This is a genomic window from Polynucleobacter sp. HIN8, assembly GCF_030297615.1.
GTDB lineage: Bacteria > Pseudomonadota > Gammaproteobacteria > Burkholderiales > Burkholderiaceae > Polynucleobacter.
Map to the genome: position 1 here is coordinate 829,674 of NZ_AP028139.1, position 23,800 is coordinate 853,473.

The 23,800-nt window shown below is 45.0% G+C and carries 37 protein-coding genes; 27 read left to right on the forward strand and 10 right to left on the reverse strand.

All coding sequences use genetic code 11. The annotated features are described in order from the left end of the window. The first annotated feature begins 23 nt into the window (after positions 1-23). Complete coding sequence (locus QUE65_RS04425) at positions 24-614, forward strand: malonic semialdehyde reductase (protein ID WP_286282431.1); 591 nt, start codon at positions 24-26, stop codon at positions 612-614. Positions 615-645: 31 nt separating this feature from the next. Next, positions 646-822: a hypothetical protein gene (locus QUE65_RS04430; RefSeq protein WP_286282168.1), complete on the forward strand. Its 177-nt coding sequence runs from the start codon at positions 646-648 to the stop codon at positions 820-822. A gap of 2 nt (positions 823-824) precedes the next feature. Here the strand turns inward: QUE65_RS04430 and QUE65_RS04435 are convergent, their stop codons facing one another. Continuing rightward, a complete protein-coding gene (locus tag QUE65_RS04435; RefSeq protein WP_286282170.1) occupies positions 825-1,235 on the reverse strand; it encodes a PaaI family thioesterase in 411 nt (136 codons plus the stop codon). Between the two features lie 67 nt (positions 1,236-1,302). Here QUE65_RS04435 and QUE65_RS04440 point away from each other — a divergent pair, with 67 nt between their 5' ends. Beyond that, positions 1,303-1,608, forward strand: a complete 306-nt coding sequence (locus QUE65_RS04440) for a hypothetical protein (RefSeq protein WP_286282172.1) — start codon at positions 1,303-1,305, stop codon at positions 1,606-1,608. Between the two features lie 13 nt (positions 1,609-1,621). On the opposite strand, the gene QUE65_RS04445 is transcribed toward QUE65_RS04440, so the two are convergent. Next, on the reverse strand, positions 1,622-2,584 hold the full coding sequence (locus QUE65_RS04445; RefSeq protein WP_286282174.1) for a Bug family tripartite tricarboxylate transporter substrate binding protein: 963 nt from the start codon (positions 2,582-2,584) through the stop codon (positions 1,622-1,624). Positions 2,585-2,670: 86 nt separating this feature from the next. Here QUE65_RS04445 and QUE65_RS04450 point away from each other — a divergent pair, with 86 nt between their 5' ends. Both QUE65_RS04450 and QUE65_RS04455 read left to right on the forward strand, forming a co-directional pair. Then, positions 2,671-3,648 carry a Bug family tripartite tricarboxylate transporter substrate binding protein gene (locus tag QUE65_RS04450; protein WP_286282175.1) on the forward strand — a complete coding sequence of 326 codons (978 nt, stop codon included), beginning with the start codon at positions 2,671-2,673 and terminating at the stop codon, positions 3,646-3,648. Between the two features lie 9 nt (positions 3,649-3,657). Next, positions 3,658-4,218 (forward strand): SRPBCC family protein, encoded by a 561-nt coding sequence (locus QUE65_RS04455; protein ID WP_286282177.1) that lies wholly within the window; start codon positions 3,658-3,660, stop codon positions 4,216-4,218. 279 nt (positions 4,219-4,497) lie between these two features. On the opposite strand, the gene QUE65_RS04460 is transcribed toward QUE65_RS04455, so the two are convergent. After that, the gene (locus QUE65_RS04460) at positions 4,498-4,896 is read right to left on the reverse strand and encodes a putative toxin-antitoxin system toxin component, PIN family (protein ID WP_286282178.1); all 399 of its coding nucleotides are present in this window, start codon (positions 4,894-4,896) and stop codon (positions 4,498-4,500) included. 58 nt (positions 4,897-4,954) lie between these two features. Here QUE65_RS04460 and QUE65_RS04465 point away from each other — a divergent pair, with 58 nt between their 5' ends. Together QUE65_RS04465 and QUE65_RS04470 are read left to right on the forward strand one after the other, a co-directional pair. Then, positions 4,955-5,494, forward strand: a complete 540-nt coding sequence (locus QUE65_RS04465; protein ID WP_286282179.1) for a TRAP transporter small permease subunit — start codon at positions 4,955-4,957, stop codon at positions 5,492-5,494. 2 nt (positions 5,495-5,496) lie between these two features. Beyond that, positions 5,497-6,936 carry a TRAP transporter large permease gene (locus QUE65_RS04470; RefSeq protein ID WP_286282180.1) on the forward strand — a complete coding sequence of 480 codons (1,440 nt, stop codon included), beginning with the start codon at positions 5,497-5,499 and terminating at the stop codon, positions 6,934-6,936. A gap of 6 nt (positions 6,937-6,942) precedes the next feature. Here the strand turns inward: QUE65_RS04470 and QUE65_RS04475 are convergent, their stop codons facing one another. Further along, positions 6,943-8,031: a TRAP transporter substrate-binding protein gene (locus tag QUE65_RS04475; protein WP_286282181.1), complete on the reverse strand. Its 1,089-nt coding sequence runs from the start codon at positions 8,029-8,031 to the stop codon at positions 6,943-6,945. Further along, entirely contained in the window at positions 8,028-8,294 is a 267-nt protein-coding gene (locus QUE65_RS04480) for a TIGR02450 family Trp-rich protein (protein WP_286282182.1), read from the reverse strand. Before QUE65_RS04480 ends, QUE65_RS04475 begins: the two co-directional genes overlap by 4 nt. Positions 8,295-8,341: 47 nt before the next feature. On the opposite strand from QUE65_RS04480, the gene QUE65_RS04485 reads away from it, so the two are divergent. From QUE65_RS04485 to QUE65_RS04500, 4 genes are all read left to right on the forward strand, one after another. Next, on the forward strand, positions 8,342-8,710 hold the full coding sequence (locus QUE65_RS04485) for a phage holin family protein (protein WP_286282184.1): 369 nt from the start codon (positions 8,342-8,344) through the stop codon (positions 8,708-8,710). Next, a complete protein-coding gene (locus tag QUE65_RS04490; RefSeq protein WP_286282185.1) occupies positions 8,694-9,473 on the forward strand; it encodes a heme-dependent oxidative N-demethylase subunit alpha family protein in 780 nt (259 codons plus the stop codon). The genes QUE65_RS04485 and QUE65_RS04490 overlap by 17 nt, the downstream gene beginning before the upstream one ends. A gap of 17 nt (positions 9,474-9,490) precedes the next feature. Next, the gene (locus tag QUE65_RS04495; protein WP_215372254.1) at positions 9,491-9,631 is read left to right on the forward strand and encodes a hypothetical protein; all 141 of its coding nucleotides are present in this window, start codon (positions 9,491-9,493) and stop codon (positions 9,629-9,631) included. Positions 9,632-9,708: 77 nt separating this feature from the next. Then, positions 9,709-10,089 (forward strand): BLUF domain-containing protein, encoded by a 381-nt coding sequence (locus QUE65_RS04500; RefSeq protein ID WP_215372256.1) that lies wholly within the window; start codon positions 9,709-9,711, stop codon positions 10,087-10,089. Here the strand turns inward: QUE65_RS04500 and QUE65_RS04505 are convergent, their stop codons facing one another. From QUE65_RS04505 to QUE65_RS04515, 3 genes are read right to left on the reverse strand one after another with little or no spacing between them, the layout of a single operon-like run. After that, positions 10,090-10,479: a hypothetical protein gene (locus tag QUE65_RS04505; protein WP_286282187.1), complete on the reverse strand. Its 390-nt coding sequence runs from the start codon at positions 10,477-10,479 to the stop codon at positions 10,090-10,092. A 15-nt stretch (positions 10,480-10,494) separates the two neighbouring features. Further along, the gene (locus QUE65_RS04510; protein WP_286282188.1) at positions 10,495-10,875 is read right to left on the reverse strand and encodes a glycine zipper family protein; all 381 of its coding nucleotides are present in this window, start codon (positions 10,873-10,875) and stop codon (positions 10,495-10,497) included. Between the two features lie 44 nt (positions 10,876-10,919). Next, complete coding sequence (locus QUE65_RS04515) at positions 10,920-11,345, reverse strand: gamma-glutamylcyclotransferase family protein (RefSeq protein WP_286282189.1); 426 nt, start codon at positions 11,343-11,345, stop codon at positions 10,920-10,922. A gap of 86 nt (positions 11,346-11,431) precedes the next feature. Between QUE65_RS04515 and QUE65_RS04520 the strand changes: the two genes are divergently transcribed. Next, complete coding sequence (locus QUE65_RS04520) at positions 11,432-11,860, forward strand: CBS domain-containing protein (RefSeq protein WP_215372262.1); 429 nt, start codon at positions 11,432-11,434, stop codon at positions 11,858-11,860. On the opposite strand, the gene QUE65_RS04525 is transcribed toward QUE65_RS04520, so the two are convergent. After that, a complete protein-coding gene (locus QUE65_RS04525) occupies positions 11,857-12,234 on the reverse strand; it encodes a carboxymuconolactone decarboxylase family protein (protein ID WP_286282190.1) in 378 nt (125 codons plus the stop codon). The genes QUE65_RS04520 and QUE65_RS04525 overlap by 4 nt on opposite strands. A 45-nt stretch (positions 12,235-12,279) precedes the next feature. Between QUE65_RS04525 and QUE65_RS04530 the strand changes: the two genes are divergently transcribed. The 10 genes from QUE65_RS04530 to QUE65_RS04575 all read left to right on the forward strand — a co-directional run bounded on the left by QUE65_RS04530 (position 12,280) and on the right by QUE65_RS04575 (position 18,987). Beyond that, the gene (locus tag QUE65_RS04530) at positions 12,280-12,546 is read left to right on the forward strand and encodes a putative periplasmic lipoprotein (protein WP_215372266.1); all 267 of its coding nucleotides are present in this window, start codon (positions 12,280-12,282) and stop codon (positions 12,544-12,546) included. Positions 12,547-12,573: 27 nt separating this feature from the next. Next, on the forward strand, positions 12,574-13,218 hold the full coding sequence (locus tag QUE65_RS04535) for an LON peptidase substrate-binding domain-containing protein (RefSeq protein ID WP_286282192.1): 645 nt from the start codon (positions 12,574-12,576) through the stop codon (positions 13,216-13,218). Between the two features lie 52 nt (positions 13,219-13,270). Then, positions 13,271-14,242: a tripartite tricarboxylate transporter substrate binding protein gene (locus tag QUE65_RS04540; protein WP_215372270.1), complete on the forward strand. Its 972-nt coding sequence runs from the start codon at positions 13,271-13,273 to the stop codon at positions 14,240-14,242. 4 nt (positions 14,243-14,246) lie between these two features. Further along, entirely contained in the window at positions 14,247-15,017 is a 771-nt protein-coding gene (gene cnbZ / locus QUE65_RS04545; protein WP_286282195.1) for a 2-amino-5-chloromuconate deaminase CnbZ, read from the forward strand. A 15-nt stretch (positions 15,018-15,032) separates the two neighbouring features. After that, complete coding sequence (locus QUE65_RS04550; protein ID WP_286282196.1) at positions 15,033-15,860, forward strand: aspartate dehydrogenase; 828 nt, start codon at positions 15,033-15,035, stop codon at positions 15,858-15,860. Positions 15,861-15,875: 15 nt separating this feature from the next. Further along, positions 15,876-16,556, forward strand: coding sequence for an RraA family protein (locus QUE65_RS04555; protein WP_286282197.1), 681 nt, complete (start codon positions 15,876-15,878; stop codon positions 16,554-16,556). A 46-nt stretch (positions 16,557-16,602) separates the two neighbouring features. After that, positions 16,603-17,040 carry a Smr/MutS family protein gene (locus tag QUE65_RS04560; protein ID WP_286282198.1) on the forward strand — a complete coding sequence of 146 codons (438 nt, stop codon included), beginning with the start codon at positions 16,603-16,605 and terminating at the stop codon, positions 17,038-17,040. A gap of 26 nt (positions 17,041-17,066) precedes the next feature. After that, entirely contained in the window at positions 17,067-18,083 is a 1,017-nt protein-coding gene (locus tag QUE65_RS04565; RefSeq protein WP_286282199.1) for a DUF6352 family protein, read from the forward strand. 79 nt (positions 18,084-18,162) lie between these two features. Next, positions 18,163-18,339 carry a hypothetical protein gene (locus QUE65_RS04570; protein ID WP_286282201.1) on the forward strand — a complete coding sequence of 59 codons (177 nt, stop codon included), beginning with the start codon at positions 18,163-18,165 and terminating at the stop codon, positions 18,337-18,339. Continuing rightward, positions 18,340-18,987, forward strand: coding sequence for a DsbA family oxidoreductase (locus tag QUE65_RS04575; RefSeq protein WP_286282202.1), 648 nt, complete (start codon positions 18,340-18,342; stop codon positions 18,985-18,987). 5 nt (positions 18,988-18,992) lie between these two features. Here the strand turns inward: QUE65_RS04575 and QUE65_RS04580 are convergent, their stop codons facing one another. Then, positions 18,993-19,970, reverse strand: a complete 978-nt coding sequence (locus QUE65_RS04580; RefSeq protein WP_286282204.1) for a tripartite tricarboxylate transporter substrate binding protein — start codon at positions 19,968-19,970, stop codon at positions 18,993-18,995. Between the two features lie 78 nt (positions 19,971-20,048). Between QUE65_RS04580 and QUE65_RS04585 the strand changes: the two genes are divergently transcribed. The 5 genes from QUE65_RS04585 to mtnP are packed head-to-tail and all read left to right on the forward strand — an operon-like array spanning position 20,049 to position 23,795. After that, complete coding sequence (locus QUE65_RS04585) at positions 20,049-20,717, forward strand: RraA family protein (protein WP_286282205.1); 669 nt, start codon at positions 20,049-20,051, stop codon at positions 20,715-20,717. Between the two features lie 29 nt (positions 20,718-20,746). Beyond that, positions 20,747-21,274: an adenine phosphoribosyltransferase gene (locus QUE65_RS04590; RefSeq protein WP_286282207.1), complete on the forward strand. Its 528-nt coding sequence runs from the start codon at positions 20,747-20,749 to the stop codon at positions 21,272-21,274. Between the two features lie 49 nt (positions 21,275-21,323). Next, positions 21,324-22,436: an S-methyl-5-thioribose-1-phosphate isomerase gene (gene mtnA, locus QUE65_RS04595; RefSeq protein WP_286282208.1), complete on the forward strand. Its 1,113-nt coding sequence runs from the start codon at positions 21,324-21,326 to the stop codon at positions 22,434-22,436. Then, positions 22,429-23,046 carry a class II aldolase/adducin family protein gene (locus tag QUE65_RS04600; protein WP_286282210.1) on the forward strand — a complete coding sequence of 206 codons (618 nt, stop codon included), beginning with the start codon at positions 22,429-22,431 and terminating at the stop codon, positions 23,044-23,046. Before mtnA ends, QUE65_RS04600 begins: the two co-directional genes overlap by 8 nt. Continuing rightward, positions 23,043-23,795: an S-methyl-5'-thioadenosine phosphorylase gene (gene mtnP, locus QUE65_RS04605; RefSeq protein WP_286282211.1), complete on the forward strand. Its 753-nt coding sequence runs from the start codon at positions 23,043-23,045 to the stop codon at positions 23,793-23,795. The genes QUE65_RS04600 and mtnP overlap by 4 nt, the downstream gene beginning before the upstream one ends. Positions 23,796-23,800 lie beyond the last annotated feature (5 nt).

The window sequence follows — 23,800 nt, forward strand, 5'->3', positions numbered from 1 at the left end:
CCTTTGAGCGAGCACTCGACAAAATGACCAATCCAATACCAACCAACATCCAAGAGCAACTATTTACTCAAGCAAGAACCGTACATGCCTTTGAATCACACCCAATCAGTGATGAACAGATTAGCCAGTTGTATGAGTTAATGAAGTGGGGGCCAACTGCGTTTAATGCACAGCCCGGACGCTATATCTTCGTTCGTAGCGAAGCAGCAAAAGAGCGCTTACTCCCGGCACTCAGCCCAGGAAACGTTGCGCAAGTGAAAAGCGCATCGGTCACAGTCATCGTTGCTTACGACACGCATTTTTATGAACACTTACCAAGTCTGTATCCGGCCATGGACGCCAAACCCTTCTTTGAAGGAAAGCCAGCGGTGACCGAAGTAGCTGCCTTACGTAATAGTTCCTTACAGGGCGCTTACTTACTATTAGCTGCACGCAGCTTAGGCTGGGATTGTGGGCCGATGTCAGGATTCGATCCCGCTAAAGTAAACCAAGCATTCTTTCCAGATGGTCGCTATCACGCAAATTTCTTAATGAACATTGGCATTGCAAATCCAAGCGGAATTTATCCTCGCGGTCCACGTCTAGCATTTGGGGATGTTGCTCAGATCCTCTAAACTAAGAACTCATTCAATAAAAGGAAGAACCATGGGCTATTTCCCAACCGATACACTGCGCCGTGTGATGATGGCGATCTTTGTGATCCTCGCGATCATTGAGCTAAGCCGTGGATCATGGTTCTTTATTGTGGATATCCTCTTTGCCTTGTCACTCTCACCAAAGATCTTGGCCACTGTGATCGGTATCTTCAAGCGCAAAGAGTAAGTTCAGGATTGTGGCGGTATGGAATAGGTCGCCGTGGCATGGGCGATTGGATCGGGGTCAGATCCTGAGTAAATAAAGACTTCCCCAACCACCAAGCTCTTACCCAGCTTGAGCAGTCGTGATTGAGCACGGATTTCTTGACTAGGCTTTGGCCGTCGTAAGAAATTAATATTTAAGCTTGTGGTGACGGTGAGAGGCACGATGCCAATCTCGCCCAAAATGGCCACATACAAAGCAACATCAGCAAGCGCCATCATGGTTGGTCCTGAAACCGTTCCACCTGGGCGCAACTCCTCTTGGCCCACGGGATGGCTAACCAATGCCGAACGATTGCTGACTTCCAGAATCTGACACTTGGTTTGTGGAAAATCCTTCTTAAAGAAGGTCGTGATTTCATCTCGGGTCGCTGGCATACAAAGTTAGTCCTAATTGATTTGATCAATCATTTTAGGCGAGCCCAAAGAGTGGTTTAATACAGGGATGCGCCACTCCATTTCTTTCTCCTGCCTGCTTCTCACATTTGCCACTGCCAACTTATCCGTCGCGCAAATATCACCGCTTCAGCCCAATGAATTAAAGGCCATCAATGAGCAACCCCTCGTGCCTCCTCAGGGTGTCATGGGTAAACCTAAGCCCTTGCCTCCCGAGACCGCTCCACAAGGCATCATTATTGGACCCAATTATCAAAGCGACACGCGTGGTGAAACGGAGGCTAAATCCCTAGAAGATAACTCTGCGCAGCCCATGAATCCTCGAGAAGGTTTAATTACCATTCCCTTTAATTAAGGCTTTGAGCTGCTCAGTCTAAAGATGCACCCGAGGCCTTCACAATCTTTGCCCAACGATTGATGTCATCTTGCAATAGTTTTGCAAATTCAGCAGGTGAGGCATTCGCTAGTTCCACGCCAGAAGCGGTTAATTTTTCTTTGAGCTCTGGATTTGCAAGGGTGATCTGCATTTCCTTTTGAAGTCTATCGATGACTGGTTTAGGAGTTCCCTTAGGAGCAAATAAACCAATCCAGAGCGTGCCAGAAAACCCCGGAATTTTTTCAGCAATTGCCGGAACGTCGGGTAGAACAGGGGAGCGTTTGGCCGAACTGACGCCCAAAGCCACTAATTTTTGTGTATTAATGTATTGCAATACAGATGGCAAACTCGCAAACGCGATTTGGATTTGACCACCCAATAAATCATTTAAGGCAGGGGCTACACCTTTGTAAGGGATGTGTTGTAGAGAAAGCCCAGCGCTTTGATTGAGCATTTCACCAAGAAGATGATTTAGAGTGCCATTTCCTGCAGAGGCATATTGATAGGTGCCTGGTGGTTTGGATTTCACTAATTTAATAAACTCATCGAGTGTTTTTGCTGGAAAGTTGGCATTGACCACCAGAACATTAGGCACTGACCCTACAAGTGCAATCGGCACAAAGTCATTGACTGGATCAAACCCCGGATTTTTATAGAGCGCAGGGTTAATGGCCTGTGCGCTACTAATGGTCATCAAGAGGGTATGGCCGTCCTTCGGACCATTGGCAACCCATTGGGTGCCGATGTTACCCCCGGCGCCGGGACGATTCTCTACCACGATCGAGCTCTTCATCTGCTCGCCCAAGCGTTGTGCTACTAAACGACCCACAATATCATTGGTGCCCCCTGGTGCTTGAGGGACGATGATGGTAATGGGCTTATTGGGATACGCTAATAATGTCGAGGAGAAAAAGCAGCAAGTAGTAAGGAGGAGGGACTGGAAGAAGCGACGCATAGATTCTCTTTTCGTAAAGTAAGATTCCATCTTAGCCTACAATTAAATCATCATTCAATTCCCTTGATCCATGAACAGAGGTTTACATGAAACATAAGGCTTACGTTGTTCTGCATTTATTGTTCTTAGGTCTTGTTGGTGCGAATATTGTCAGTGCGCAAACAGATGCCTATCCAGTAAGACCAATCACCATGATTGTTCCGACCGCTCCTGGCGGTACCACCGATATATCAGCACGCATGCTTGCAACCCCTTTGGGTAGCGCCCTAGGTCAAACCATTGTGGTGGAGAACAAGGGGGGTGGTAACGGTAATATTGCCGCTGCTCAGGTCAAACGGGCGCCAGCCGATGGCTATATGATCATGATGCAATACTCGGGTTACCATGTAATTACGCCCCATGTGTCGAAACAGCAGCAGTGGGAGCAGAAAGATTTTCAGGCGGTTGCTAATGTGATCTCTGCTCCGCAAATCATTGTCATCCGTGCAGATTTACCGATCAAAAACTTTAAAGAGTTGATTGCCTATGCCAAAGCAAATCCCGGTAAATTAAATTACGCCTCATCTGGTAATGGCTCTTTGCAGCATGTAACCGGCGCAATGCTAGAGCAGCAAGCCGGAATCAAAATGACACACATACCTTACAAAGGAACGGGGCCTGCATTGCAAGATTTGTTAGCCGGCCAAGTTGATATTACCTTTGGTACCGCGCCACCATTTATGCAACACGTCGCTAGCGGAAGGCTGCGAGTTCTGGCGGTTACCGGTAAAACACGCTTACCTAGCTTACCTGATGTACCCACTACGGCAGAGGTTGGTTATCCCAAAGTGGACGCTACATCGTGGTTTGGAGTTTTCGCACCGGCGGGAGTACCCAAGCCTATTATTGATAAGTTAAGCGCTGAAATCGCTAAAGTTGTTCAAAGCCCAGCGTTTAGGCAGCGCGCTATCGATTTGGGTGCAAGCGCCGATTATGAGAACCCCAAACAGTTTACTGACCATGTCGCTAACGAATTAGTTAGTTGGGCTAATGTTGTAAAAGCCGCCAAGATTGAGGCAGAGTAGAGGTTTGCAGTGAAAGTCATTGCTGCTGCAGCATTACTTAGCATCACGTTTAATACATATGCAGTAAGCAATGCCTATGATCTTCACCTGCAGGTCAGTCCGACTGCGGAGCAGTTTCAAATCATTGCAGATTTCAAGGTTGGACTTGGCTTATGTCAAGCTGTTTTGTTTATCCGGGATTATGAGGCTGCAAAAAACTTTCCTGGCATTAAAGAATCCAAAATTATTAGCCGCACCGGCAATCAAATCTTGGTTGAGCGGGTGGTTGAAGAACAAATTCTTTTAATACCAGTGCAAATGCGTTCGATTGTTGAATACAAAGAAGTATCAGACCAAGTGCTTGATTTTAAGCAGGTGAGCGGTGATGCCAAATACTATCAGGGTAGTTGGCGCCTTAACCCCGAGGGCGATGGTACGCGTTTTCAATATCGAGCAACGATTGAATTAAGTTCTTTAGTTCCCTATTCAATTGCCGAGTACTTCATCCGAAATCAAATGACAAAACGCTTTGAGGCAATGGCAGATAGTGCGACGCAACGCAACGCACAAAAGCAATTTATCTGTAAATAAAAGCCCGACGGGTATGCCGCCGGGCCATACCACTCTTCTGAGTGGTTATCGTCGCTACGGGAGTTTGCTGTCCCGTATCGGAGGGGCACAGGAATGTACCCACAAAGGCTGGTATTACTACCAGGCGGGTCACACAATGACTGCGACACCACGATTTCATCCTAAGTCTGATCGCGAATGGAGTCAAGACGAATGCCGATGAAATTTTTTTATCAAGAATCGATTTAAATTAATCACGCCAAGTAAATGTTTTTATTGTCTTATTGCAATGCAGAAGGATTAATACGTTTGCAGGTCGATATTTAGACCTGCTAAGCGCTTGCGCAGCATTATTAGGGCATTGTCTTTACTCACCAATAGAGACGGCCTCGTTTGATAAGCGAGATCAATAAAAATCTGATCATCGGGGTCGCTACACCGCAATGGTGCAGATTCTGTCAGTGTTACTAGATTCGCTAAATTGAGCCATTGATGAAGAATGGCTTCTTGATGAGATTGGCTTAATTGAAACTGCGAGCGACTCAGGACATCGATAAACTCATCGTGCATCGCCTGACAATAAATTAGCTGACGCTCTTGATTCTGAATCATCTGTTGCAAGAGTAGTGAACGCTCGTTCCGAAATACAAAAATATCCAGAAGAACATTGGTATCAAGAATTACTGGTGAAGGGGCCATAGGCTTATCTTAGCGCGACTAGGAAGTTCTTATACACTCCTATTTTCTGCCCAGCGATATGAAGTTATTACAAAAAATCTCTTACCGTATTGATTGTCTAAGCCGCTACGCTGCGTATTTGGCGATTGGCTTGGTGCTGGCTTGCGCTCTCGTTTCAGTGGGTAATGCACTATCACGCTACTTATTTGATATCAGTTCGAACGCCTGGCTTGAGCTTCAATGGTATATGTTTGCAGGCATTGTGATGCTTGGCGCAGCTCACTTACTGTGCACCAATGGCCATATACGAATTGATTTAATCTACCTTCGCCTATCAGCTAGGCAGCGAATTTATCTGGATTTATTTGGCCTGCTATTTTTTGTCTTGCCTTTTTGCATCGTGATGGTAGTCGATGGGTGGCCATGGTTTATGGAGGCCTGGGCGATTGAGGAGCGTTCAGCCAATGCTGGCGGATTGATTCGTTGGCCCGTCAAGTTATTCATACCGATTGGATTTGGACTATTAATTCTGCAAACCATATCGGAGTGCATCAAACGTGTTCTGGTATTGCAAGGCAACGCCAATCTGAACGATTCGTATCAAAGGCCACAGCAATAATCATGAACCACGAATGGATGGCCCCAGCCATGTTTATCGCCTTAATCGTATTTCTGTTAACTGGTTTACCTGTGGCTTTTTCGTTGGCTGCCCTGGGACTCGCCTCAGGCATGATTGCCATCGAATTTGGCTTCTTTCCAGCTCAGTTTATGGCCAATTTGCCATACCGGGTATTTGGCATTCTTTCAAACGAGTTATTACTCTCAATTCCATTTTTTACCTTGATGGGAGCCATCTTGGAGCGTAGTGGTTTGGCAGCGAACTTGTTACATGGGTTTGCACGACTTTGCGGAGGTTTGCCAGGGGGCCTTGCCTATGCAGTGATTTTGGTGGGAGCGATCTTAGGTGCCATCACCGGTACGGTAGCGGCATCGGTGATTGCGATTGGTGTGATTGCTTTGCCAATTATGTTGCGTCATGGTTATAGTCCACGGCTTGCCACTGGCGTGGTTGCTGCATCGGGTACCATTACCCAAGTCATTCCGCCATCGCTGGTCTTAATCGTTCTTGCAGATCAACTCGGAAAATCGGTCGGCGATATGTATCTGGGCGCCATTGGGCCTTCGATTGCCCAAGTGCTTATCTTCTTGGGCTTTGTGTTGGCAATGTCGATCATTCGACCCCAATCCATGCCACCATTACCCAAGGAAGAGCGCCTGTCAAATGGGTGGACGCTCTGGAAAGACATTGTCTTTGCCATTGTTCCATCCCTGGTTCTCATCTTTATGGTTCTGGGAACCATTTTTATGGGTTTAGCAACGCCAACCGAAGCTGGGGCGATGGGTGTGGTTGGGGCGCTGCTACTCGCGTTCATACATGGCGGCTTTAATCTGCACATGCTTTGGGAAGGAATGGTCTCCACCATGCGCATTACAGTCATGGTGATCTTTATCCTCATTGGTGCGACCGTGTTCACCTTGGTATTTCAGGGAGTGGATGGTGGTAAATGGATTGAGCATTTATTCATGGCGGTGGGCGCAGACGATCCAGTCTCATTTTTGATTGTGGTTAATCTGCTCATCTTCGGCCTCGCATTCTTTCTGGATTTCTTTGAAATCGCTTTTATTGTGATTCCGCTGTTGGCACCCATTGCAAAAGATATGGGAATTGATCTAATTTGGTTCGGAATCTTAATTTGCGTCAATATGCAAACGTCTTTTATGCATCCGCCATTCGGCTTTGCACTTTTTTATCTGCGAGGGATTGCGCCACCTAGTATTAAGAGTAGCGATATCTACCTAGGAGCCATTCCCTGGCTGGGCTTGCAATTACTCTTAGTCGGTATATTGATTTTTTATCCAGAGCTGGTCACGGGTTTGTTGGATAAGCCAATCACCCAAGATGTTCAGGGTATCGAGATCAAGCTTGATGACACAGAAAGTGCACAACCTGCAAAACCGGCCCCGAGCGAAGACCCCGCTGATTACTTCAAACGCAAATAAACGGCCTTATAGCTTTTGCCTTGACATAAAGGTATCGTAGCTACCTTCCGCTACCCTAAACCATGCTTGTTGATCGCGTTGAAATGGACGCATCTGCGAGAGAATGCGTTTAAACGCCGGACTTTTTGCACTGGTTTCTTCTAAGAGTTCCTGATTGGCTTTAAAGCAAGCATCCATCACGCTTTGGGGATAAGCACGTAAGATGGCACCCCCTTGTACTAGGCGCCTTAGGGCATTAGGGTTGAGGGCATCGTATTTGGCTTGCATCCACGTATTGGCTTCTGCAGTGGCCGCCTGAATGGCCATTTTGTACGATTCAGGAAGGGCGTCCCATGCTTTTGCATTCACCTGAAATGCTAATGCTGCGCTTCCCTCGTTCCAGCCCGGATAGTAGTAATACTTGGCAATTTTATTCAGTCCAAGTTTCTCATCGTCATAGGGGACTGTGAACTCGGCGGCATCAATCGTCCCTTTTTCTAGTGCCGAGTAAATTTCACCAGCAGGTAATTGTTGGGTGACAACACCTAGCTTGGTTAGTACCTGACCACCCATTCCGCCAGTTCTAAACTTTAAGCCTTTGAGATCATCTACCGTTTTAATCTCTTTTTTAAACCAGCCCGCCATTTGGGTTCCAGTATTTCCTGCTAAGAAATTAATTACGCCAGATTGACGTGCGAACTCATTAAATATTTTTTCACCATCGCCATGTATCCACCATGCGTTGTACTGGCGGGTATTAAAACCAAATGGGATGCAGGTACCAAAGGCCCAGGCAGGATCTTTGCCAATATAGTAGTAGGGCGCCGTGTGATTGCATTCAATAGTCCCTTTTTCAACCGCATCCAATACTTGGAGCGGGGGCACAATCTCCCCAGCGGGATGAACGCTTATCTGAAATTTACCCCCTGTAATTTGACCAACACGGCGGGCGATAAGCTCGGCAGTACCATATAAGGTATCAACACTTTTTGGAAAGCTAGAAGCGCAGCGCCAACGAACCGTATCCGATTGCGCATGGACTGCTGGTGCTAATAGGGTTGAACTGCCTGCAAGCGCCAGGGCACCCGATTTTTGAATGAATGAACGTCGTGTCATGCCTGCTCCTTATTGGTTGATTGCCATCCAATTTGCCAATCCGCTGAATTTAGCAAATCATCAATAGCAATATTAAAGCGCCGTTGGGTAAATACTGCTTCAAGCTCCACAAACCCTGGTGGTATTGCGTGATCTTTGGGATCATGGATGCGGCTTACCAGAAAATGCTTCTCTCGATTTTGAGGTGCAACGGCAGTCCACTTACTAAGTAATAGTTTTTTATTGGAGAGAGGCCGCTTCTGCGCCTTGGCTGGTGAACCCATGATTATTCCTTATACTCGATTCTAAACATTCCTACGAAGAGAGAATCATGACCCTATTTATGCTGACCTGGGCTATTACGTCCTTATCGCTATGGGCGGCAACCTATGTATTCGATGGCTTGCAATTTGATGACTCGGGAGCCTTAATTATTTCTGCTTTGGTCTTGGGCCTTGCCAATGCCGTTGTTCGCCCCTTACTCATCCTATTTACTTTGCCGCTCACCATCTTGAGTCTTGGATTTTTCTTACTGGTGATCAACGCGCTGGTTCTAATGTTGGTTGCTCAGCTAGTGAATGGCTTCGTGCTCTCCGGATTTTGGACAGCCTTCTTTGCTAGCATTTTTATTGCCATTCTGAATGCCATGATTGGATCATTATTTAGCATTAATCGCATCAAAATTGAGCGCATCCGTTAAACAGCCTGCCTTTGTGGTTGAGGTGCCATACACAACCTCACCCAAAATGACTCGATACGAGGGCCCGCTGATTGACCCAAATCCGGAACCTCGCTATTTGGATGCCAAGCGTCGTGAGCTTGACCTTCTTGGACCTGAGCTATTTGCCCAGCACGATACCCCACAGACGCGCGAACTCATTTCTAAGGCAGCTACTGCCTTAAATTGTGCAAATGCATTACCAATTGAAAGGATTGAGGATTTAGCTTTATGCCTCAATGAAGATGTAGCCCTCTTAGAAAACGATGTACTCACCGCCATCTGTTTTTGCTTTCCAAGCAGTTGGGTACCTGCAAAACGGCTAGGTATGGCGCTTGCACAAATTCATCATCCAGTAGCCGATGGGGAGCGACTGGTGCAGGCCAGCCCAAAAATTGCCCACGTGATGAGTGATCCTCAGCAAGGATCCTTTCGTCGCTATGTCTGGACGATTAGTAATAGTGCAGAGTTAAGTCAGCACCCATTACGAAAGTCAAAAGCGATTCCCAAAAGGGTTGAGGATTTGTATTACCGGCTTGAAACGCAAACCACCATGCCAATCAACACCTCTTTGGGGCGAGCCAGTCTATTTCTGGTGAAAGTAGAGGTTTGCCCGTTGATGACGTTTTGGCAAAACCCAGAGCAACGCATACAAATTTGTGCGAGTATTCAATCCATGAGTGAGGCAGTGTTGGAATACAAAAATTTGCGCTCGATTAAAACGTTGCTGCTTGGAAACGACTAACTGAATAGGGCTTTGCGATGGATGATTTTGGACCAATTATTCTGATTGAGGTCGTCCTCGTATTCGGAGGAGTGCTACTTTTTGCCTGGTGGCAATTGCGTGACCTCAAGAAGGAACGCGAGAAGGATCTGAAAAAGAAAGAAGAAGACAAATCCTAGTCATATTGCGCTGCAACCACACTAAGCAACATCGCAATACTTGCTAAAAATTAGAATTACACTAAGATGAACTTACTGTGCCAAAACCAGCGACTAAATACTTTCCCGAAGAAAACTACACCGAACTGGATTTGGTCAGTCTCTCCTATGTGAGTGATGCCACCGAAGAATTTGGTATCTTGGCATTAATGCAGCTGGTTGATAAGGCGTCACGCCGCAATAAGAGCTTAAACGTTACTGGCGTTTTATCGTTTGATAATGGCCGCTTTGGTCAGATCATTGAAGGAAAGCCCAAAGACGTTGAGTTGCTATGGGAAGCAATTCAGCGAGATCCTCGTCACACGAATGTGGTATCGCTGGGAATGAAGCGAATTAACAGTCGGCGCTTCGCTAATTGGTCAATGCGTTTATGTGGCCGAGAAGAAATTACGTCCGCCAATCCCGACATTAAGCTCTAATTATTTTTGCAGTTCGCATTGCATGATGGGGTACCCATCTTGCAAGGCAGCCTCCACATACCGATCGTTCTTATACACATAGACCTTGACACCTTTGCCGTCGCCAATATTGTTGACATTGGTAAATAGCGCGGTCTTGCTATCAATTCGTTTTAAGCTCGCAATCGTAGTGGGTTCACCAATGCTAAATTTTGAACCGGTCCAACGGTCTGGTCGAATAAAATCGCCATTAACCAACTTGCCACGATAGGTCTTCATATAAAGACAATCTTTTTGATTAAGAATCAAGCCAGCAGGATCTTCTTTACGTTCAAACCAACTGGCCTGCAATAGCGTGCTTGTTAGAAGAAGCGGCGTATAGATGGTAAATTTAACTAGACGCTTGATCATGATTTGGGTGCTAAATCAATTGAGAACCTTGTAACCACGGCCTACAAGACATTTCTTAACGATAGCTTCTTGCGACTCATTGCCCTTGTAAGCGCCACCCGCAGCGCCAATCACCGCTCCGGCTCCTGCAGCCTGAACAATTTCGGTACGGTTACCGCCGGTAACCAGTCCTAATAATCCGCCAACCACAGCACCCGCGCCCGCGCCTTTGGCGGCCGTACCACCCATACCGCTAGCTTCTTTGGCATAGTCTTGGCATTCTGCAAGATCCTTTTCGTAGCGGGCTTCATTCACTCCTTTCATATCCACAATGGGGCGAACATCGGCCCCAGCGCAGGCGCCTAGTAGCAATACCGTTAGAGGCATTAGAAAGATTTTGGAAGTTCGATAATTCATGGAATTGCCTCCTCAATGAATTAAATCAAAGGCTGTATCGATCGTCAAGGCTTGAAGTATTCCGTCCTAAAATGACCATCCATAATGCGCTCCAAACCTTGTGGGTCGTGCTGATAGAGATAAACCCAGGCGATTTGCCATTCTGACTTTTCTATCGTTTCAATAGAGCGTATTACGCGGAGATATTCATGCGGCCTGCGATCGTTGGGTGAGCATTCCTCATAGCGATCGATTTCATCAAATAATTGTGGGTTATCTACGCGCCATAGCTCTCCATGAACCCAGCTATCTTCAGGATTGATCGACTCATGAGGCCGATCCATGGCACCCGGATACCAGCTTATTCGATAGAGTAAACCGGGCATCCTTGCCGCACCTAAGCACCTAGCCCCCGCATGAAACTGCCTGGCATTGGGATGGTCAAAAGGGCTCATCAAGGTCCCATAAACAAATAGTAAATCGGTGCTCATGATCGCTTTACATGGAAACCCTAATAGGAGGAAGTTAAAAGCCTATTCACAATCAAAATATTAATAGATGGATAGGGTGCACAAGAATGAAAACCGTTAGTCAGCTATTGGCCGAAAAAAATCACCGGATCGAAACCATTGCTCCAAACATGCCGGTGTTTGATGCCCTAAAACTCATGTTAGAGAAAGATGTTGGCTCACTACTGGTCATCGAATTTGGTGGGCTTGTCGGAATTTTCACAGAGCGTGACTACGCCCGTAAATTGGTCTTGCAAGGTAAAAGCTCACAAAATACCTTAGTGCGGGATGTGATGAGTACCAAACTAATTACAGTTAAGCCAGAAGATACCCTTGATTACTGCATGCAGCTCGTGACCGAGAAACGGATTCGCCATCTGCCAGTGTTAGATGGCAAACGCTTAATTGGCATGCTATCGATTGGCGATTTGGTTAAAGCCGCACTCGCGGAGCAAGCTGCTACGATCGCTCAACTTGAGGCCTATATTAATTCTTAAAGGCCCATTTCTTTAAATACATCCTTGGCAGTACGAAAACTATCAATCGCTGCCGGTACGCCACAATAAATGGCCGATTGCAAAAAGATCTCGGCGATTTCGTCTTTACTCAAACCATTATTCATTGCGCCCTTGACGTGCAGTTTGAGCTCATGGGGTCGATTAAGGGCAGTGAGCATCGCCAGATTAACAATGCTCCGGGTCTTGCGATCAAGACCGGGACGGTTCCAGATTTCATTCCAGCAGTATTCCGTCACTAATTCTTGGAGCGGTAAGTTAAAGTCATCGGCATTGCGGATTGCTTGATCCACATACTCAGCACCGAGTACCTCACGACGGGTTTTTAATCCCTTTTCAAAAGCATCACGATTCATGGCTGTCTCCTTAATCATTTACTAAACAGCAGTATAGTTATAGGCATGGATCATCGTTCGATTCTTATCATTCTGATCATGGCTTTGGGCCTGTCTGCCTGCGGAACCCCGCAAAGCGGCTTTCGGGTAGTTAATCGATCGGACGGCATGATCGGGGTGCAAGCCGTTAAGGGCGCCAAAGAAATTGAGGCACAAGAACTTGCTACTAAAGAATGTAAAAAGAATGGAAAATCCGTCGCCCGAATTTCAGAAGCGCGTAGCACCCATAACGATAATTTTCCAATGATTTATATATACCAATGCCTAAACTAGTTACAGATTGCCTGGTAGCCTGAACGAATGTCTATTTACACGCATACCCAAACCATTCCTCTATTTCCGCTTGGTACCACCTTGTTTCCTGATGGCATCATGCTGCTCAAAATCTTCGAGGTGCGCTACTTAGATATGGTGAAGCAGTGTGTGCGTGAGGGTTCTGGTTTTGGTGTTGTAACACTGAACGGCGGGGATGAGGTGCGCATGCCTGGGCAAGAGGTTAGTTTTAATTCGGTCGGAACCTATGCCCGCATCAAAGAATTTGATCCGGTCCAACCCAGCCTTTTCATGATTCAATGCCATGGTGAACAACGCTTTCGTGTCAAAACCAGCGAGACCAAGCGCAATGGCTTGATTGTTGCTGATGTTGATTTCATCGAAGACGATGCCTTTATGGAGGTCCCTGAGGATCTAAAAATGACCTCAACCGTATTAGGGAAGGTCATACAGTCCTTTAAAGAACAGGGCGCCGCCCTTGGGAAAGAGCTGCCGTTTAGTAAACCCTATCGCTTTAACGAATGCGGCTGGGTCGCCAATCGATGGTGTGAGCTCTTGCAGTTAAGCCCTGGTCAAAAGCAATTTTTCCTAGAACAGGAGAGCCCGCGCCTTCGTTTGGATCTCATTCATGAATTACTCGAGGAGATGGGCGTTTATAAGGCTGTGAAATAATGATTTTTATTACAAAAGCAATATAACTAAATAAATAATTGGAGACAGCATCATGAGATTAAACATTGCATTCGGTTTAATAGCTACAGCGGTTCTGGGTTTTAGCCATGTACACGCTCAAAGTAACTGGCCAAGTGGTCAAACTGTTCGAGTAATCGTGCCTTTTCCTGGGGGAGCAAGCACACTTGATTCGGTGGTTCGTACTCTTACCCCTGAAATGAGTAAGGCGCTTGCATCACCTGTGATTGTCGATAACAGACCTGGCGCCGGAACGGTCATTGGAGTTGATGCAACCGCTAAGGCAACGGATGGAAATACCGTTGGCGGTGTTGCAAATAGTTTTACGGTCAATCAAACCTTAGTAAAAAACCTACCCTACAACACTACGAAAGATTTACAGGCTGTCATCTTGATGGCTAAAACAGCCAATGTGCTTGCAGTGCGTCCTGGATTGCCAGTCAATAATTTGAAAGAATTAATTGCTTATGCCAAGAAGAATCCTGGAAAACTGTCTTATGGATCATTTGGCAATGGTACAACCGCTCATTTTGCGGGAGAAATGCTGAAGTCCCAAGCCGGAATTTTTGTGGTTCATATTCCCTATCGTGGTCAAGGACCCGCATTAACCGATTTGCTGGCTGGAAATATTGACATGATGTTTGGTAACTTGCCTGATTTTCTGCCACACATTAAATCGGGTAAGTTAAAAGCCATCGGCACAACTTATTTGACACGTGCGCCCTTGGCCCCAGAGATCCCAACCATCGCCGAGCAGGGATTCCCGAAATTCGAGACAGACTCCTGGTATGGCATTGTGGCCCCAGCAAGTATGCCCAAAGATCGAGTAGATAAGGTCAATGCGGCAATTAATCAAGCGCTTCAAGATCCTGCAGTCAAAAAGAATTTTGCTGATCGAGGCATTGAGATTATTGGCGGAACACCTGCTAAATTTTCTGAGCACATTCAAGCTGAAATTTCAAAATACGCGCAGATTGTGAAGAGTTCTGGAATGACGATTGATTGATGTTATGCACGCAACAGAACTTTTTGAAGCAGGAAACTATCGCTATATTCCAAGTGTTTTTCAGTACTCGGCCGGAGTCAAGGCTGAGCCTGGTTTTTGCCTCGAGCAGGTTCGCTTTCATCGAGCACTGCCATTGCAAGACGGATTTGAGTATGCCAAAGTGCATCTTCAAAAAATAGGACGTCCGCTGACGGCATTTGCTCACTGTGAACTGCGATCGCCTACCCAATTTGATGATCAAGGATTTATTGCATTCAATCGTCAGTACGTGGCTCAGTTGGAGGCCTGGGGAATATACACACCGGCGTTTGAGAATCGGGAAGCCATTAACCCAGTAGCACGCACAAATGTGTGCCCTAAACATCATGCCCAGAGGCAAGTATCGATGTTTTCATTTACTTATTCAGTGCCCGTTGAATCACCTCGTATTAGTTTTGTCCTCTCGGGCGGAGGCGATGCTAAAAAAGGTCCTGAACCTTATCGAGATCGAATTATTGCGTATGGCGATTGCTCGCCTGAAGGTCTGAAGACCAAAATTGCTTTTGTCATTGACGAAATGACAACTCGATTACGCAAACTGGATTTAACCTGGAATGATGCAACAAAAGTACAGGCCTATACAATTCATGACATTACGCCTTGGATTGATGAGCTGCTTTCAAATCCTGGATTAATTCCAAATGGACTAACGTGGCATTATGCAAAACCACCCGTTGCTGGCTTGGAATATGAGATGGATGTTCGTGGTGGCGTTAGCGAACTTTTTATTAATTAACGATAAATAATGACAGTGACTACAAATTCAAATAAAAAAAATATTCGTGTTGCAATTGCAGGGCTGGGCGCAATTGGCAAATCCTTATCAACGCATCTGGCTTCTGGAGCAATTCCAGGCGTCGAGTTAACTGCAGTGTCTGCCAAGGATCATCAAAAAGCGCAAGAATTTGTCAAAACCCTTGCTCATCCCGTTAAGGTCTTAAAGATTGAAGATCTTGAGCCTGAGGCTGATGTGGTGGTTGAATGTGCTCCTGCGAATTTACTAGGCGACATCATTACACCCTTTTTGAAAAATCAAAAACGTGCAATCGTACTTTCTGTCGGTGCTATCTTATTTCGTCCAGATCTTGTGGAACTGGCTAAGGAAACAGGCGGAGTGATTATGGTGCCTACTGGCGCTTTGATTGGTCTTGATGCAATGGTTGCTGCCGCAGAAGGAAATATTCATTCAGTTCGCATGATTACACGTAAACCACCAAAAGGTCTTGAGGGCGCTCCGCACTTAATTGAACATCATATTTCAGTTGCTAACCTAACGGAACCCTTAAAAATATTTACGGGAAATGCTAAAGAGGCTGCAAAGGGATTTCCTGCAAACTTGAATGTGGTCGTAGCACTTGCACTGGCTGGCATTGGTCCAGAAAAAACCTTACTTGAGATTTGGGCCGATCCGACTGTAGTCCGAAATACGCACACCATTACGGTTGATTCCGATTCAGCCAAGTTCACCATGACCATGGAAAATATTCCATCAGAAAACCCAAGAACCGGCCGCATTGTGGCGCAAAGCGTGGTCGCCATGCTCCGTAAATTAACTTCGCATTTTCAAGTTGGCACTTAACACGAAAGAAATACCATGGGCATGACTGCTGCTGAAAAAGAATCAATTCGTTTGCGTTATTTAGAAGTTGATACATCCAATGTGGCTGACGTTTTAGATAACATGAACTTATTGCAACAAGGATTAGCGGCTGATTTTGGTCCCTATCCAGAAACTTGCAAGCGGATGGCAGGTTGGGCTTATACCATTCGCGGTCAAATGACCCCTTATCCACAAGGCGGAGATGCCGATAAGATGCAAGCTTGTCAAGGCTTATCCCCTGGTGAGATTGGTGTTTGGAGTGGCAATGGCGAGGGAATTTGCTATTTTGGCGAGCTGATCGCCTTGGGCATGAAGGAGCGCGGCTGTGTTGGAGCACTAATTGATGGGGGCATCCGGGATGTGCGTTGGATTGGAGAGCATCAGTTCCCCGTGTTTGCCCGCTATAAAACCTCTGTGCAGTCCATAGGACGTTGGAAAGTCAATGCCTGTCAAGTCCCGGTGTATATGCGAGGCCATGATGGTGGCAATGTCATTGTGCGCCCCGGTGATTTTATTCTTGCCGATGAAGATGGCGCTATTGTGATTCCAGTTGAACATGTTCATACCGTGTTGGTTGAAGCTGAGCGATTGACTGAAATTGAGAAAAATATTCGTAAGGAAATTGCCAATGGGCTTACATTGGCTGAAGCCCTAAAAAAATATGGGCATGTTTAGTTTGTATTGGATAAACATTCCTGTTCGTTTGCGTTAGATTAAGCGGATGTTTACCTGTGTGCTGTGCGGAAATCCACGCGTCATTATGGGCGTTTGTCCGCACTGCGGCACAGATGCCTTACCGCTAAAAGAAAGTGATACGGTTACTGTTAATCTTGAGCTTGGTGGCCCCACTACCGAAGAAGCCCTGAACGCACTAACTGAACATATTCGGACTGCTAGCGAAATTGATATTCGAACCATTATCGTCATTCATGGGTATGGTTCATCGGGTATCGGGGGTAGTATTCGAAGAACCATTCGGGAAGCCCTGGCAAACAATTTTTTTGCCGATCGGGTCGATGAATATATTCATGGAGAAGACCTTGCTCATCGATCTTCAATCTATCAGGATCTGATTAAGCGCCGACCTTCATTGAAATCGCACTTTAAATCGTTTAAAGAGGGCAATCCCGGAATGACGATATTATTGATGCGTCATTAAGACTTATTATTGTTTGATTTCTTACTATGCCAAATTACTGGGCCAGTTCTGGCTTTAACACTCTTTCGTTGAATTCTGATCATCATCTCGTGGTGACGGATGATTTTCTTAGGACCTATCTTGCGCGCCCCGAGCTGAGTCTAATTCCCCAGTCCTGCACCCAGGAGCGCGCTATTCATCAGAGCCTATTGAATTCGCCACGCGAAGAAATTAGCCAAGCCGAGATTCAGAAAATTGCGGATACCGATGTGCAGGCTAACTATGAAATTTGGTTTCGGTATCGAAGTAAGTTGCTGGCTGCAAGCTCCCTCGAGCATTTCTATATGAGCTTATTCCAAGGAAAGGGCGTGGATGTTCCTCCTTTGTTTGTCAGTCAGCTAACCCAAATTTTTCTACGACATATGCTGGGAGAGAACCCAGACCCTTATGAGCTAAGGATGGCTGAGTTCTTTTTTCGAACCCAAAAGGTCAGCATTCTAGAGGGTGGTGTGTTGATGGCGGCTGACCACGAGACCATTGAACGAAATGCCCAGGCTTCGGACTTTGGCAATATTGTTGATCTTCTGAAGAACCAATCATTAGCGGCACGCACTATCGACTTGGATGTATTACATCCTGACAATGCCAAATCCTATTGGGGGCGAGATGAGTTCTTTGATTTTGCAGTTCAGCTCAATTTTGACCAGCCCGCATTACCCGCCTTAGCGCATCTTCTTGAAAAATGGATCAAGCACTTTTTGGGGATTGATACGAGCATTACCCCAATGAAGGAGATCTCTGACTCTAAATGGGTTTGGCATGTTGGCTTAGACGCCGCTGCGACTGAGATTCTCAATGGCCTCTACCAAGAGCAAAGTCTCGATGAAAGCGTGCTGAACCGCTTAATTTGCCTCTTCAAACTCGAATTTAAGGACACGAGCCCGGTGCTTACCCAAGTTCGGGGCAAGCCAGTCTATCTTGGCCTCGCCATGAATGATCAATCCCAGATCAAGCTTAAACCACAGAACCTCCTCTTTAACCTGCCATTAAGCCCTGTTTCATAAGCTTTTTTCTCCTTTTCAATCTTGTGCAATGCAATAATTTTAGGGTATACTATTAGGTATAAACCCTTAGGAGAAGAAAATGACAAGCAATACCATTAAACCAACCTTAGCTGGAAGTTCCATTGGACTGACCGCCGGGTCAAGCGCAGGCACCTTGGCTGCTATCCTCAAAACATTGCGTATGATTGGCAGTGCTTGGGAAGAATCCAGAGTGGAATATAAAAAGCGAGCCATCTTGGGTGGCGGTTGGGAATAATTGAAATCAGTCCGTATTGACTTTGTATCGGATATTGCCTGTCCATGGTGTGCAATTGGTTTGACTGCCCTAGAGCAGGCAGTCGACCAAGTGTCCGATCGAGTATCGGTAGAGATTCATACTCAGCCCTTTGAATTAAACCCGCAGATGCCCCCAGGCGGACGGGATGTATTTGAGTATCTCTCAGAAAAATACGGTAACCCAATTTCGCAAGTTAAGATCAATCAAGAACGAATTTATCAACGCGCTGCAGAAATCGCATTTACCTTTCATCCAGAAGGGCGCAAACGAGTCTATAACACTTTTAATGGCCATCGACTCTTGCATTGGGCGGGCGAGGAATTTGATGCAGCCGCGCAATTGCGGTTAAAGAAAGCGCTGTTTCATACCTACTTTACCTTGGCAGTCAGCATGGATGAGCCCCAACACCTACTAGACGCCGTAGCACGCGCAAACCTGCCAGTCTCACGGGCGCAAGCTGTGATCGAGAGCGATGAATTTTCTCAGGCAGTGCGAGACATCGAGCAGCAGTATGGGCAACTCGGAATTAGCTCTGTACCAGCAGTGATCTTTAATCAACGCCATCTCATTTCAGGGGCGCAAGCACCCGAGGTGTTTGCGCAAGCCATCCTCGAGTACGCAGACTAAACGCGTTATTCCTTGATATTGTTCTGGATCACAAACTTACCCCAGACCCCAATTTGTTTTGCTACAAAAGCATTTGCAGCGTCGGGATTGAGACTAAGAATTTGGATGCCCTGAGTTTTTAGCTTCTCAGCAACCGCTGGAGTTTTGAGCGCTTTATCCACTGCCTTGTACATCGCATTCACAACGGCCGGCGGTGTTTTTGCTGGAGCAATCACTGCCCACCAGGCTGGTGCCTCAAATCCTGGATAGCCACTTTCAGCCAAGGTAGGAACGTTTGGCATATCAGCAGTCCGTTTTGCTGTTGTTACTGCCAACGGAATTAAGCCACCGTTATCGGCATGCGGCTTAATGAGGAACATACTGCCAACGACCAGAGGGATTTGGCCAGCAAGCCCATCTTGTACCATTGGGCCGCCACCGCGATAGGGGGCATGCACCCAATCAACCCCGGTTTTCTTGGCAAAGTCGGCAATCGCCAAATGCCCCAGGCTACCAATACCAATTGATCCATACGTAAATGGTTTCTTCGCCCTCGAGTCAGCCATCAGTTGCTTCATGCTTGTAATTCCAGACTTCTTACTGGCAGCCAAAACCATGGGTGAGGTCCCGATCAGATTGACAGTCACTAAATCGCGAAGCGTGTCATACGGCAAATTGTCTTTAAGGGATGGATTAACACCATGGGTATCAAACACTAGCCCAAAGGTATAGCCGTCTGCCAGTGCTCGTGCTACAGCAGTGGTACCAATGACCCCCGAGGCGCCACCAATGTTTTCAACCACAATATTCTGTTTGAGTTCTGCTTGTAAGACGGGAGCCAGTATGCGGGCCACTTGATCTACAGAGCCACCCGGAGGAAAGACGGCAATCATCTTGATGGGCCGTTGCGTTGGCCAATTACCAAGGTCACTTTGTGCCATGGTGGGGGCAGCAAAACCAACGGCAATCAATAGAGTAGTAACGATTCCAATCAGGGAAGCCATAGCGTCTCCAAAAAGTAGAATGAATCCATCATACTGGATTTGAAATGCCGCGAAACGGCAATACAATGAACGTACACCATGATTAATCCCATTCAAATATTTCCCAGAAAAGAGCCCGCCGACTTAGGCATTCATGCACTGCGGGGTATGCCATCCACAGTCATCAGCGATATGCTGGGACGAACGTTGGTTGCCAAAGGTATCCTCCCCATTCATCGCTCACCAATGTCAGTTTGCGGTAATGCTTTCACAATTAAAGTACGGACTGCAGATAACCTCATGGTTCACAAAGCTCTGCAAATGGTTCGAGCGGGAGATGTCATGGTGATTGATGCGGAGGGTGATATCGGTTGTGCGGTCATTGGTGAGATCTTGACGCGCGTTGCTAAAAGTCGTGGCGTCGCAGGCATTGTTGTTGATGGCGCAGTGCGCGATGTCGATGCGCTCGAAGAGCTGGCCTTCCCATGTTGGGCTCGCGGTATTAGTTTACGAGGTCCCATGAAAGATGGACCAGGAGCAATTAATGTGCCGGTCTCCATTGGCGGAATGATCGTGAACCCCGGAGACATCATTTTGGGCGATCGCGACGGTGTCATCGCTATTCCCCCATCGCTTGCTGCAGAAGCGGCGCGTCTTGGTCAAGAAAAGATCAAACAAGAACAAGAGATCCTCAAAACGATTGAAGCAGGGACCTATGCGACCCCATGGGTCGATGATATTTTACAGAAGAAGGGTATAAAAAATTAATTTAAATTATTAATTTGCTTGGGACAATTATGTTTATAAAAGATTTAATTCGAACAATACCTGACTATCCAAAACCAGGAATAATGTTTCGAGATATAACGACGCTAATTAAAGACCCTAAGGGATTTAATTATGTAATCACTGAATTTTCTAGACGATATTCTGATATGAAAATTGATAAGGTTGTTGGAATTGAGTCAAGAGGTTTTATTATTGGCGCTCCTGTTGCAAATTCTCTTGGAGTGGGTTTTGTGCCTGTTAGAAAAAGGGGAAAACTACCAGCGAAAACCCATAGCTGCGAATATCAACTAGAGTACGGTTTTGATCATGTTGAAGTTCATGTTGATGCTATTAGTACGAAGGAGCGAATTCTATTGATTGATGATTTAATTGCAACCGGAGGAACTGCGGAAGCTGCATGTTCCTTAATTAATCAGTGTGGTGGTGAAATTGTAGAGTGTGCTTTTGTAATTGATCTTCCAGAATTGGGCGGTAAAAAGCGTTTAGAAAGTAAATGCTTAAGTGTCTTTACAATTGTTGAGTTTGCAGGTCACTAAACACCATCAAAATGAATCTTACTAAATATATAAATTCAGATAATTTTTTATGAGAGTTAATAATGAAAATTATCTATCGATTTGGGTTGATGATAATGAGCAATTAAAAATTATTAATCAATTGAGTTTGCCTCATAAATTTGAAGTAACGATATTACATAATTTCGAAGAAGTAGTTGCCTCAATAAAAAATATGCTTGTTAGAGGCGCTGGTTTAATTGGCGTTACTGCAGGTTATGGTATGTGGATGCTTACTAAAGAAGCGCCAAAAAACAGCATAGAGTCCTTTGAGTCGTATATAGAAAATCATGCTGATAGATTAAGATTAGCAAGACCCACGGCTAGTAATTTGGCTTGGGCAGTGAATCGTCAAATTAACAAAATAAAAAGCGGTTCAACAATTGAAGAAAAAATAAATCTAGCTCGAAATGAGGCGATTACCATCGCCGAAGAAGATAGAAATGCATGCTATCAAATTGGTCAATATGGTCTTGAAATTCTCAGAAATCTATCAATAGCAAAACCCGGGAAGGTCATTAATATTTTAACTCACTGTAATGCGGGTTGGTTGGCATTTGTTGATTATGGGACAGCACTTTCACCAATTTTTCTAGCACATGATGAGGGTATTCCGGTTCACGTTTGGGTAGATGAAACAAGACCAAGAAATCAAGGGGCCAGCCTTACCGCTTGGGAATTAGCTACGCATGGCGTTCCTCACAGTTTAATTGTTGATAATGCTGGAGGTCACTTAATGCAACATGGCATGGTTGACGTGGTTTTTACAGGGGCTGATCGAGTTACATTAAATGGTGATGTTGCTAATAAAATTGGCACATATCTCAAAGCCCTTGCAGCTAATGATAATAATGTACCTTTTTATGTAGCATTTCCGTCTAGTACTATTGATTTTACTTTAAATAACTTTAAACAAATACCAATTGAAGAGCGAAGTGGGGATGAGGTGCGTAATATTATGGGCAAATTAAATAATGGTGATTTAGCTGAAGTGCAAATATGTCCAGATTTAACACCTGCTCGAAATTGGGCATTTGATGTTACTCCAAGTCATTTAATAACTGGTTTAATCTGTGAAAAAGGTGTGTGCCCTCCTTCAAAATTTGGTCTTCAAAATATCTTTCCAGAACAATTCAATGAATAATTATTTTGATATTGATGAGGGTGTTGTTAAATATAAATCTAATCATAAATTAGGATCACACCCAATCAATCCTAATTTAACTGAACTTGATCATACGCGTACAAGATTATTTGATTTGGGATTAATCGGTGTCTATAAAAATGGTATCGGCTATGGAAATGTATCGATTAGACATGATGAAGGTTGTATCATTTCAGGAACTGCAACTGGTTCTTCAAGGCAATTAGGTTTAAACGGTTATTGTTATATTCGATCATTTAATTTAGAGCAAAACTTTGTAGATTCAGAAGGTCCAATTAATCCTAGTAGTGAAGCATTAACTCATTGTTCTGCATATGTCGCCAGCTCTGAGGTTAATTGTGTTCTTCATGTACATAGTGAAAAACTGTGGAATAGCTTATTAAATGGAAATTTTAACTTTATTCCTAAGAATATTTCATATGGAACTCCACAAATGGCAAAAAATTTGGCTGATATAGTTTATGAGAGTAAATCATCTTCAGGCATATTGGCGATGGCTGGTCATATTGAGGGTGTTTTAAGTTACGGTGATTCAATTGAATCAGCTTATTTAGAGATTCACAATTTTTTAATTTCTATTGATAAATGAATATAAAAATCGGAATTATTGGTGGAAGTGGGCTCGATAACCCAAATTTATTTAAAGATTCCAAAGATATTCATATGTCTACAATTTGGGGAGATCCATCTTCAGCACTTAAAACAGGCAAGATATCTGGTGTTGATGTTGTTTTGCTCGCGCGTCATGGTAGAGAACATACTATTCCTCCTTCGATGGTTAACTATCGTGCAAACATTCAAGCTTTAAAAGATATAGGCTGTACTCATTTGTTGGCAACTACTGCAGTTGGTTCGCTTCGAGAGGAAATTGAAAGAGGTGATTTGGTAATTATTGATCAATTTATAGATTTTTCTAAACAAAGGAAATCAACTTTTCATGAAAAATTTGATTCTCATAATCCTATCCATACTCCAATGGCAGATCCTTTTGATTCAAATTTACGATCTATACTTATAAAAACATGTAATGATCTTAAGTTGAAATTTCATTCAACTGGAACAGTCGTGACTATTGAAGGACCTCGTTTTTCAACGCGAGCAGAATCTAAAATGTATCGCCTATTAGGTGCCGACATTATTAATATGTCTGTTGCAACCGAAGTTATTTTGGCTAATGAAATTAAATTACCCTATGCTGCTATTGCCATGAGCACTGATTATGATTGCTGGAAAGAGGACGAAGAACCTGTTAGTTGGGAGGCAATCCTTAATGTTTTCAAAGAAAATACAGATAAAGTCATTAAACTAATATCAGCTTCTATTCCTGTAGTGAATTAGCATCT

Bases quoted from the DNA above. Each gene is read 5' to 3' on its own strand.
- QUE65_RS04425 (WP_286282431.1), top strand. From the start codon at position 24: ATGACCAATCCAATACCAACCAACATCCAAGAGCAACTATTTACTCAA.
- QUE65_RS04430 (WP_286282168.1), top strand. From the start codon at position 646: ATGGGCTATTTCCCAACCGATACACTGCGCCGTGTGATGATGGCGATC.
- QUE65_RS04435 (WP_286282170.1), bottom strand. From the start codon at position 1,235: ATGCCAGCGACCCGAGATGAAATCACGACCTTCTTTAAGAAGGATTTT.
- QUE65_RS04440 (WP_286282172.1), top strand. From the start codon at position 1,303: ATGCGCCACTCCATTTCTTTCTCCTGCCTGCTTCTCACATTTGCCACT.
- QUE65_RS04445 (WP_286282174.1), bottom strand. From the start codon at position 2,584: ATGCGTCGCTTCTTCCAGTCCCTCCTCCTTACTACTTGCTGCTTTTTC.
- QUE65_RS04450 (WP_286282175.1), top strand. From the start codon at position 2,671: ATGAAACATAAGGCTTACGTTGTTCTGCATTTATTGTTCTTAGGTCTT.
- QUE65_RS04460 (WP_286282178.1), bottom strand. From the start codon at position 4,896: ATGGCCCCTTCACCAGTAATTCTTGATACCAATGTTCTTCTGGATATT.
- QUE65_RS04465 (WP_286282179.1), top strand. From the start codon at position 4,955: ATGAAGTTATTACAAAAAATCTCTTACCGTATTGATTGTCTAAGCCGC.
- QUE65_RS04470 (WP_286282180.1), top strand. From the start codon at position 5,497: ATGAACCACGAATGGATGGCCCCAGCCATGTTTATCGCCTTAATCGTA.
- QUE65_RS04475 (WP_286282181.1), bottom strand. From the start codon at position 8,031: ATGACACGACGTTCATTCATTCAAAAATCGGGTGCCCTGGCGCTTGCA.
- QUE65_RS04480 (WP_286282182.1), bottom strand. From the start codon at position 8,294: ATGGGTTCACCAGCCAAGGCGCAGAAGCGGCCTCTCTCCAATAAAAAA.
- QUE65_RS04485 (WP_286282184.1), top strand. From the start codon at position 8,342: ATGACCCTATTTATGCTGACCTGGGCTATTACGTCCTTATCGCTATGG.
- QUE65_RS04495 (WP_215372254.1), top strand. From the start codon at position 9,491: ATGGATGATTTTGGACCAATTATTCTGATTGAGGTCGTCCTCGTATTC.
- QUE65_RS04505 (WP_286282187.1), bottom strand. From the start codon at position 10,479: ATGATCAAGCGTCTAGTTAAATTTACCATCTATACGCCGCTTCTTCTA.
- QUE65_RS04510 (WP_286282188.1), bottom strand. From the start codon at position 10,875: ATGAATTATCGAACTTCCAAAATCTTTCTAATGCCTCTAACGGTATTG.
- QUE65_RS04515 (WP_286282189.1), bottom strand. From the start codon at position 11,345: ATGAGCACCGATTTACTATTTGTTTATGGGACCTTGATGAGCCCTTTT.
- QUE65_RS04520 (WP_215372262.1), top strand. From the start codon at position 11,432: ATGAAAACCGTTAGTCAGCTATTGGCCGAAAAAAATCACCGGATCGAA.
- QUE65_RS04525 (WP_286282190.1), bottom strand. From the start codon at position 12,234: ATGAATCGTGATGCTTTTGAAAAGGGATTAAAAACCCGTCGTGAGGTA.
- QUE65_RS04530 (WP_215372266.1), top strand. From the start codon at position 12,280: ATGGATCATCGTTCGATTCTTATCATTCTGATCATGGCTTTGGGCCTG.
- QUE65_RS04535 (WP_286282192.1), top strand. From the start codon at position 12,574: ATGTCTATTTACACGCATACCCAAACCATTCCTCTATTTCCGCTTGGT.
- QUE65_RS04540 (WP_215372270.1), top strand. From the start codon at position 13,271: ATGAGATTAAACATTGCATTCGGTTTAATAGCTACAGCGGTTCTGGGT.
- cnbZ (WP_286282195.1), top strand. From the start codon at position 14,247: ATGCACGCAACAGAACTTTTTGAAGCAGGAAACTATCGCTATATTCCA.
- QUE65_RS04555 (WP_286282197.1), top strand. From the start codon at position 15,876: ATGGGCATGACTGCTGCTGAAAAAGAATCAATTCGTTTGCGTTATTTA.
- QUE65_RS04560 (WP_286282198.1), top strand. From the start codon at position 16,603: ATGTTTACCTGTGTGCTGTGCGGAAATCCACGCGTCATTATGGGCGTT.
- QUE65_RS04565 (WP_286282199.1), top strand. From the start codon at position 17,067: ATGCCAAATTACTGGGCCAGTTCTGGCTTTAACACTCTTTCGTTGAAT.
- QUE65_RS04570 (WP_286282201.1), top strand. From the start codon at position 18,163: ATGACAAGCAATACCATTAAACCAACCTTAGCTGGAAGTTCCATTGGA.
- QUE65_RS04580 (WP_286282204.1), bottom strand. From the start codon at position 19,970: ATGGCTTCCCTGATTGGAATCGTTACTACTCTATTGATTGCCGTTGGT.
- QUE65_RS04585 (WP_286282205.1), top strand. From the start codon at position 20,049: ATGATTAATCCCATTCAAATATTTCCCAGAAAAGAGCCCGCCGACTTA.
- QUE65_RS04590 (WP_286282207.1), top strand. From the start codon at position 20,747: ATGTTTATAAAAGATTTAATTCGAACAATACCTGACTATCCAAAACCA.
- mtnA (WP_286282208.1), top strand. From the start codon at position 21,324: ATGAGAGTTAATAATGAAAATTATCTATCGATTTGGGTTGATGATAAT.
- QUE65_RS04600 (WP_286282210.1), top strand. From the start codon at position 22,429: ATGAATAATTATTTTGATATTGATGAGGGTGTTGTTAAATATAAATCT.
- mtnP (WP_286282211.1), top strand. From the start codon at position 23,043: ATGAATATAAAAATCGGAATTATTGGTGGAAGTGGGCTCGATAACCCA.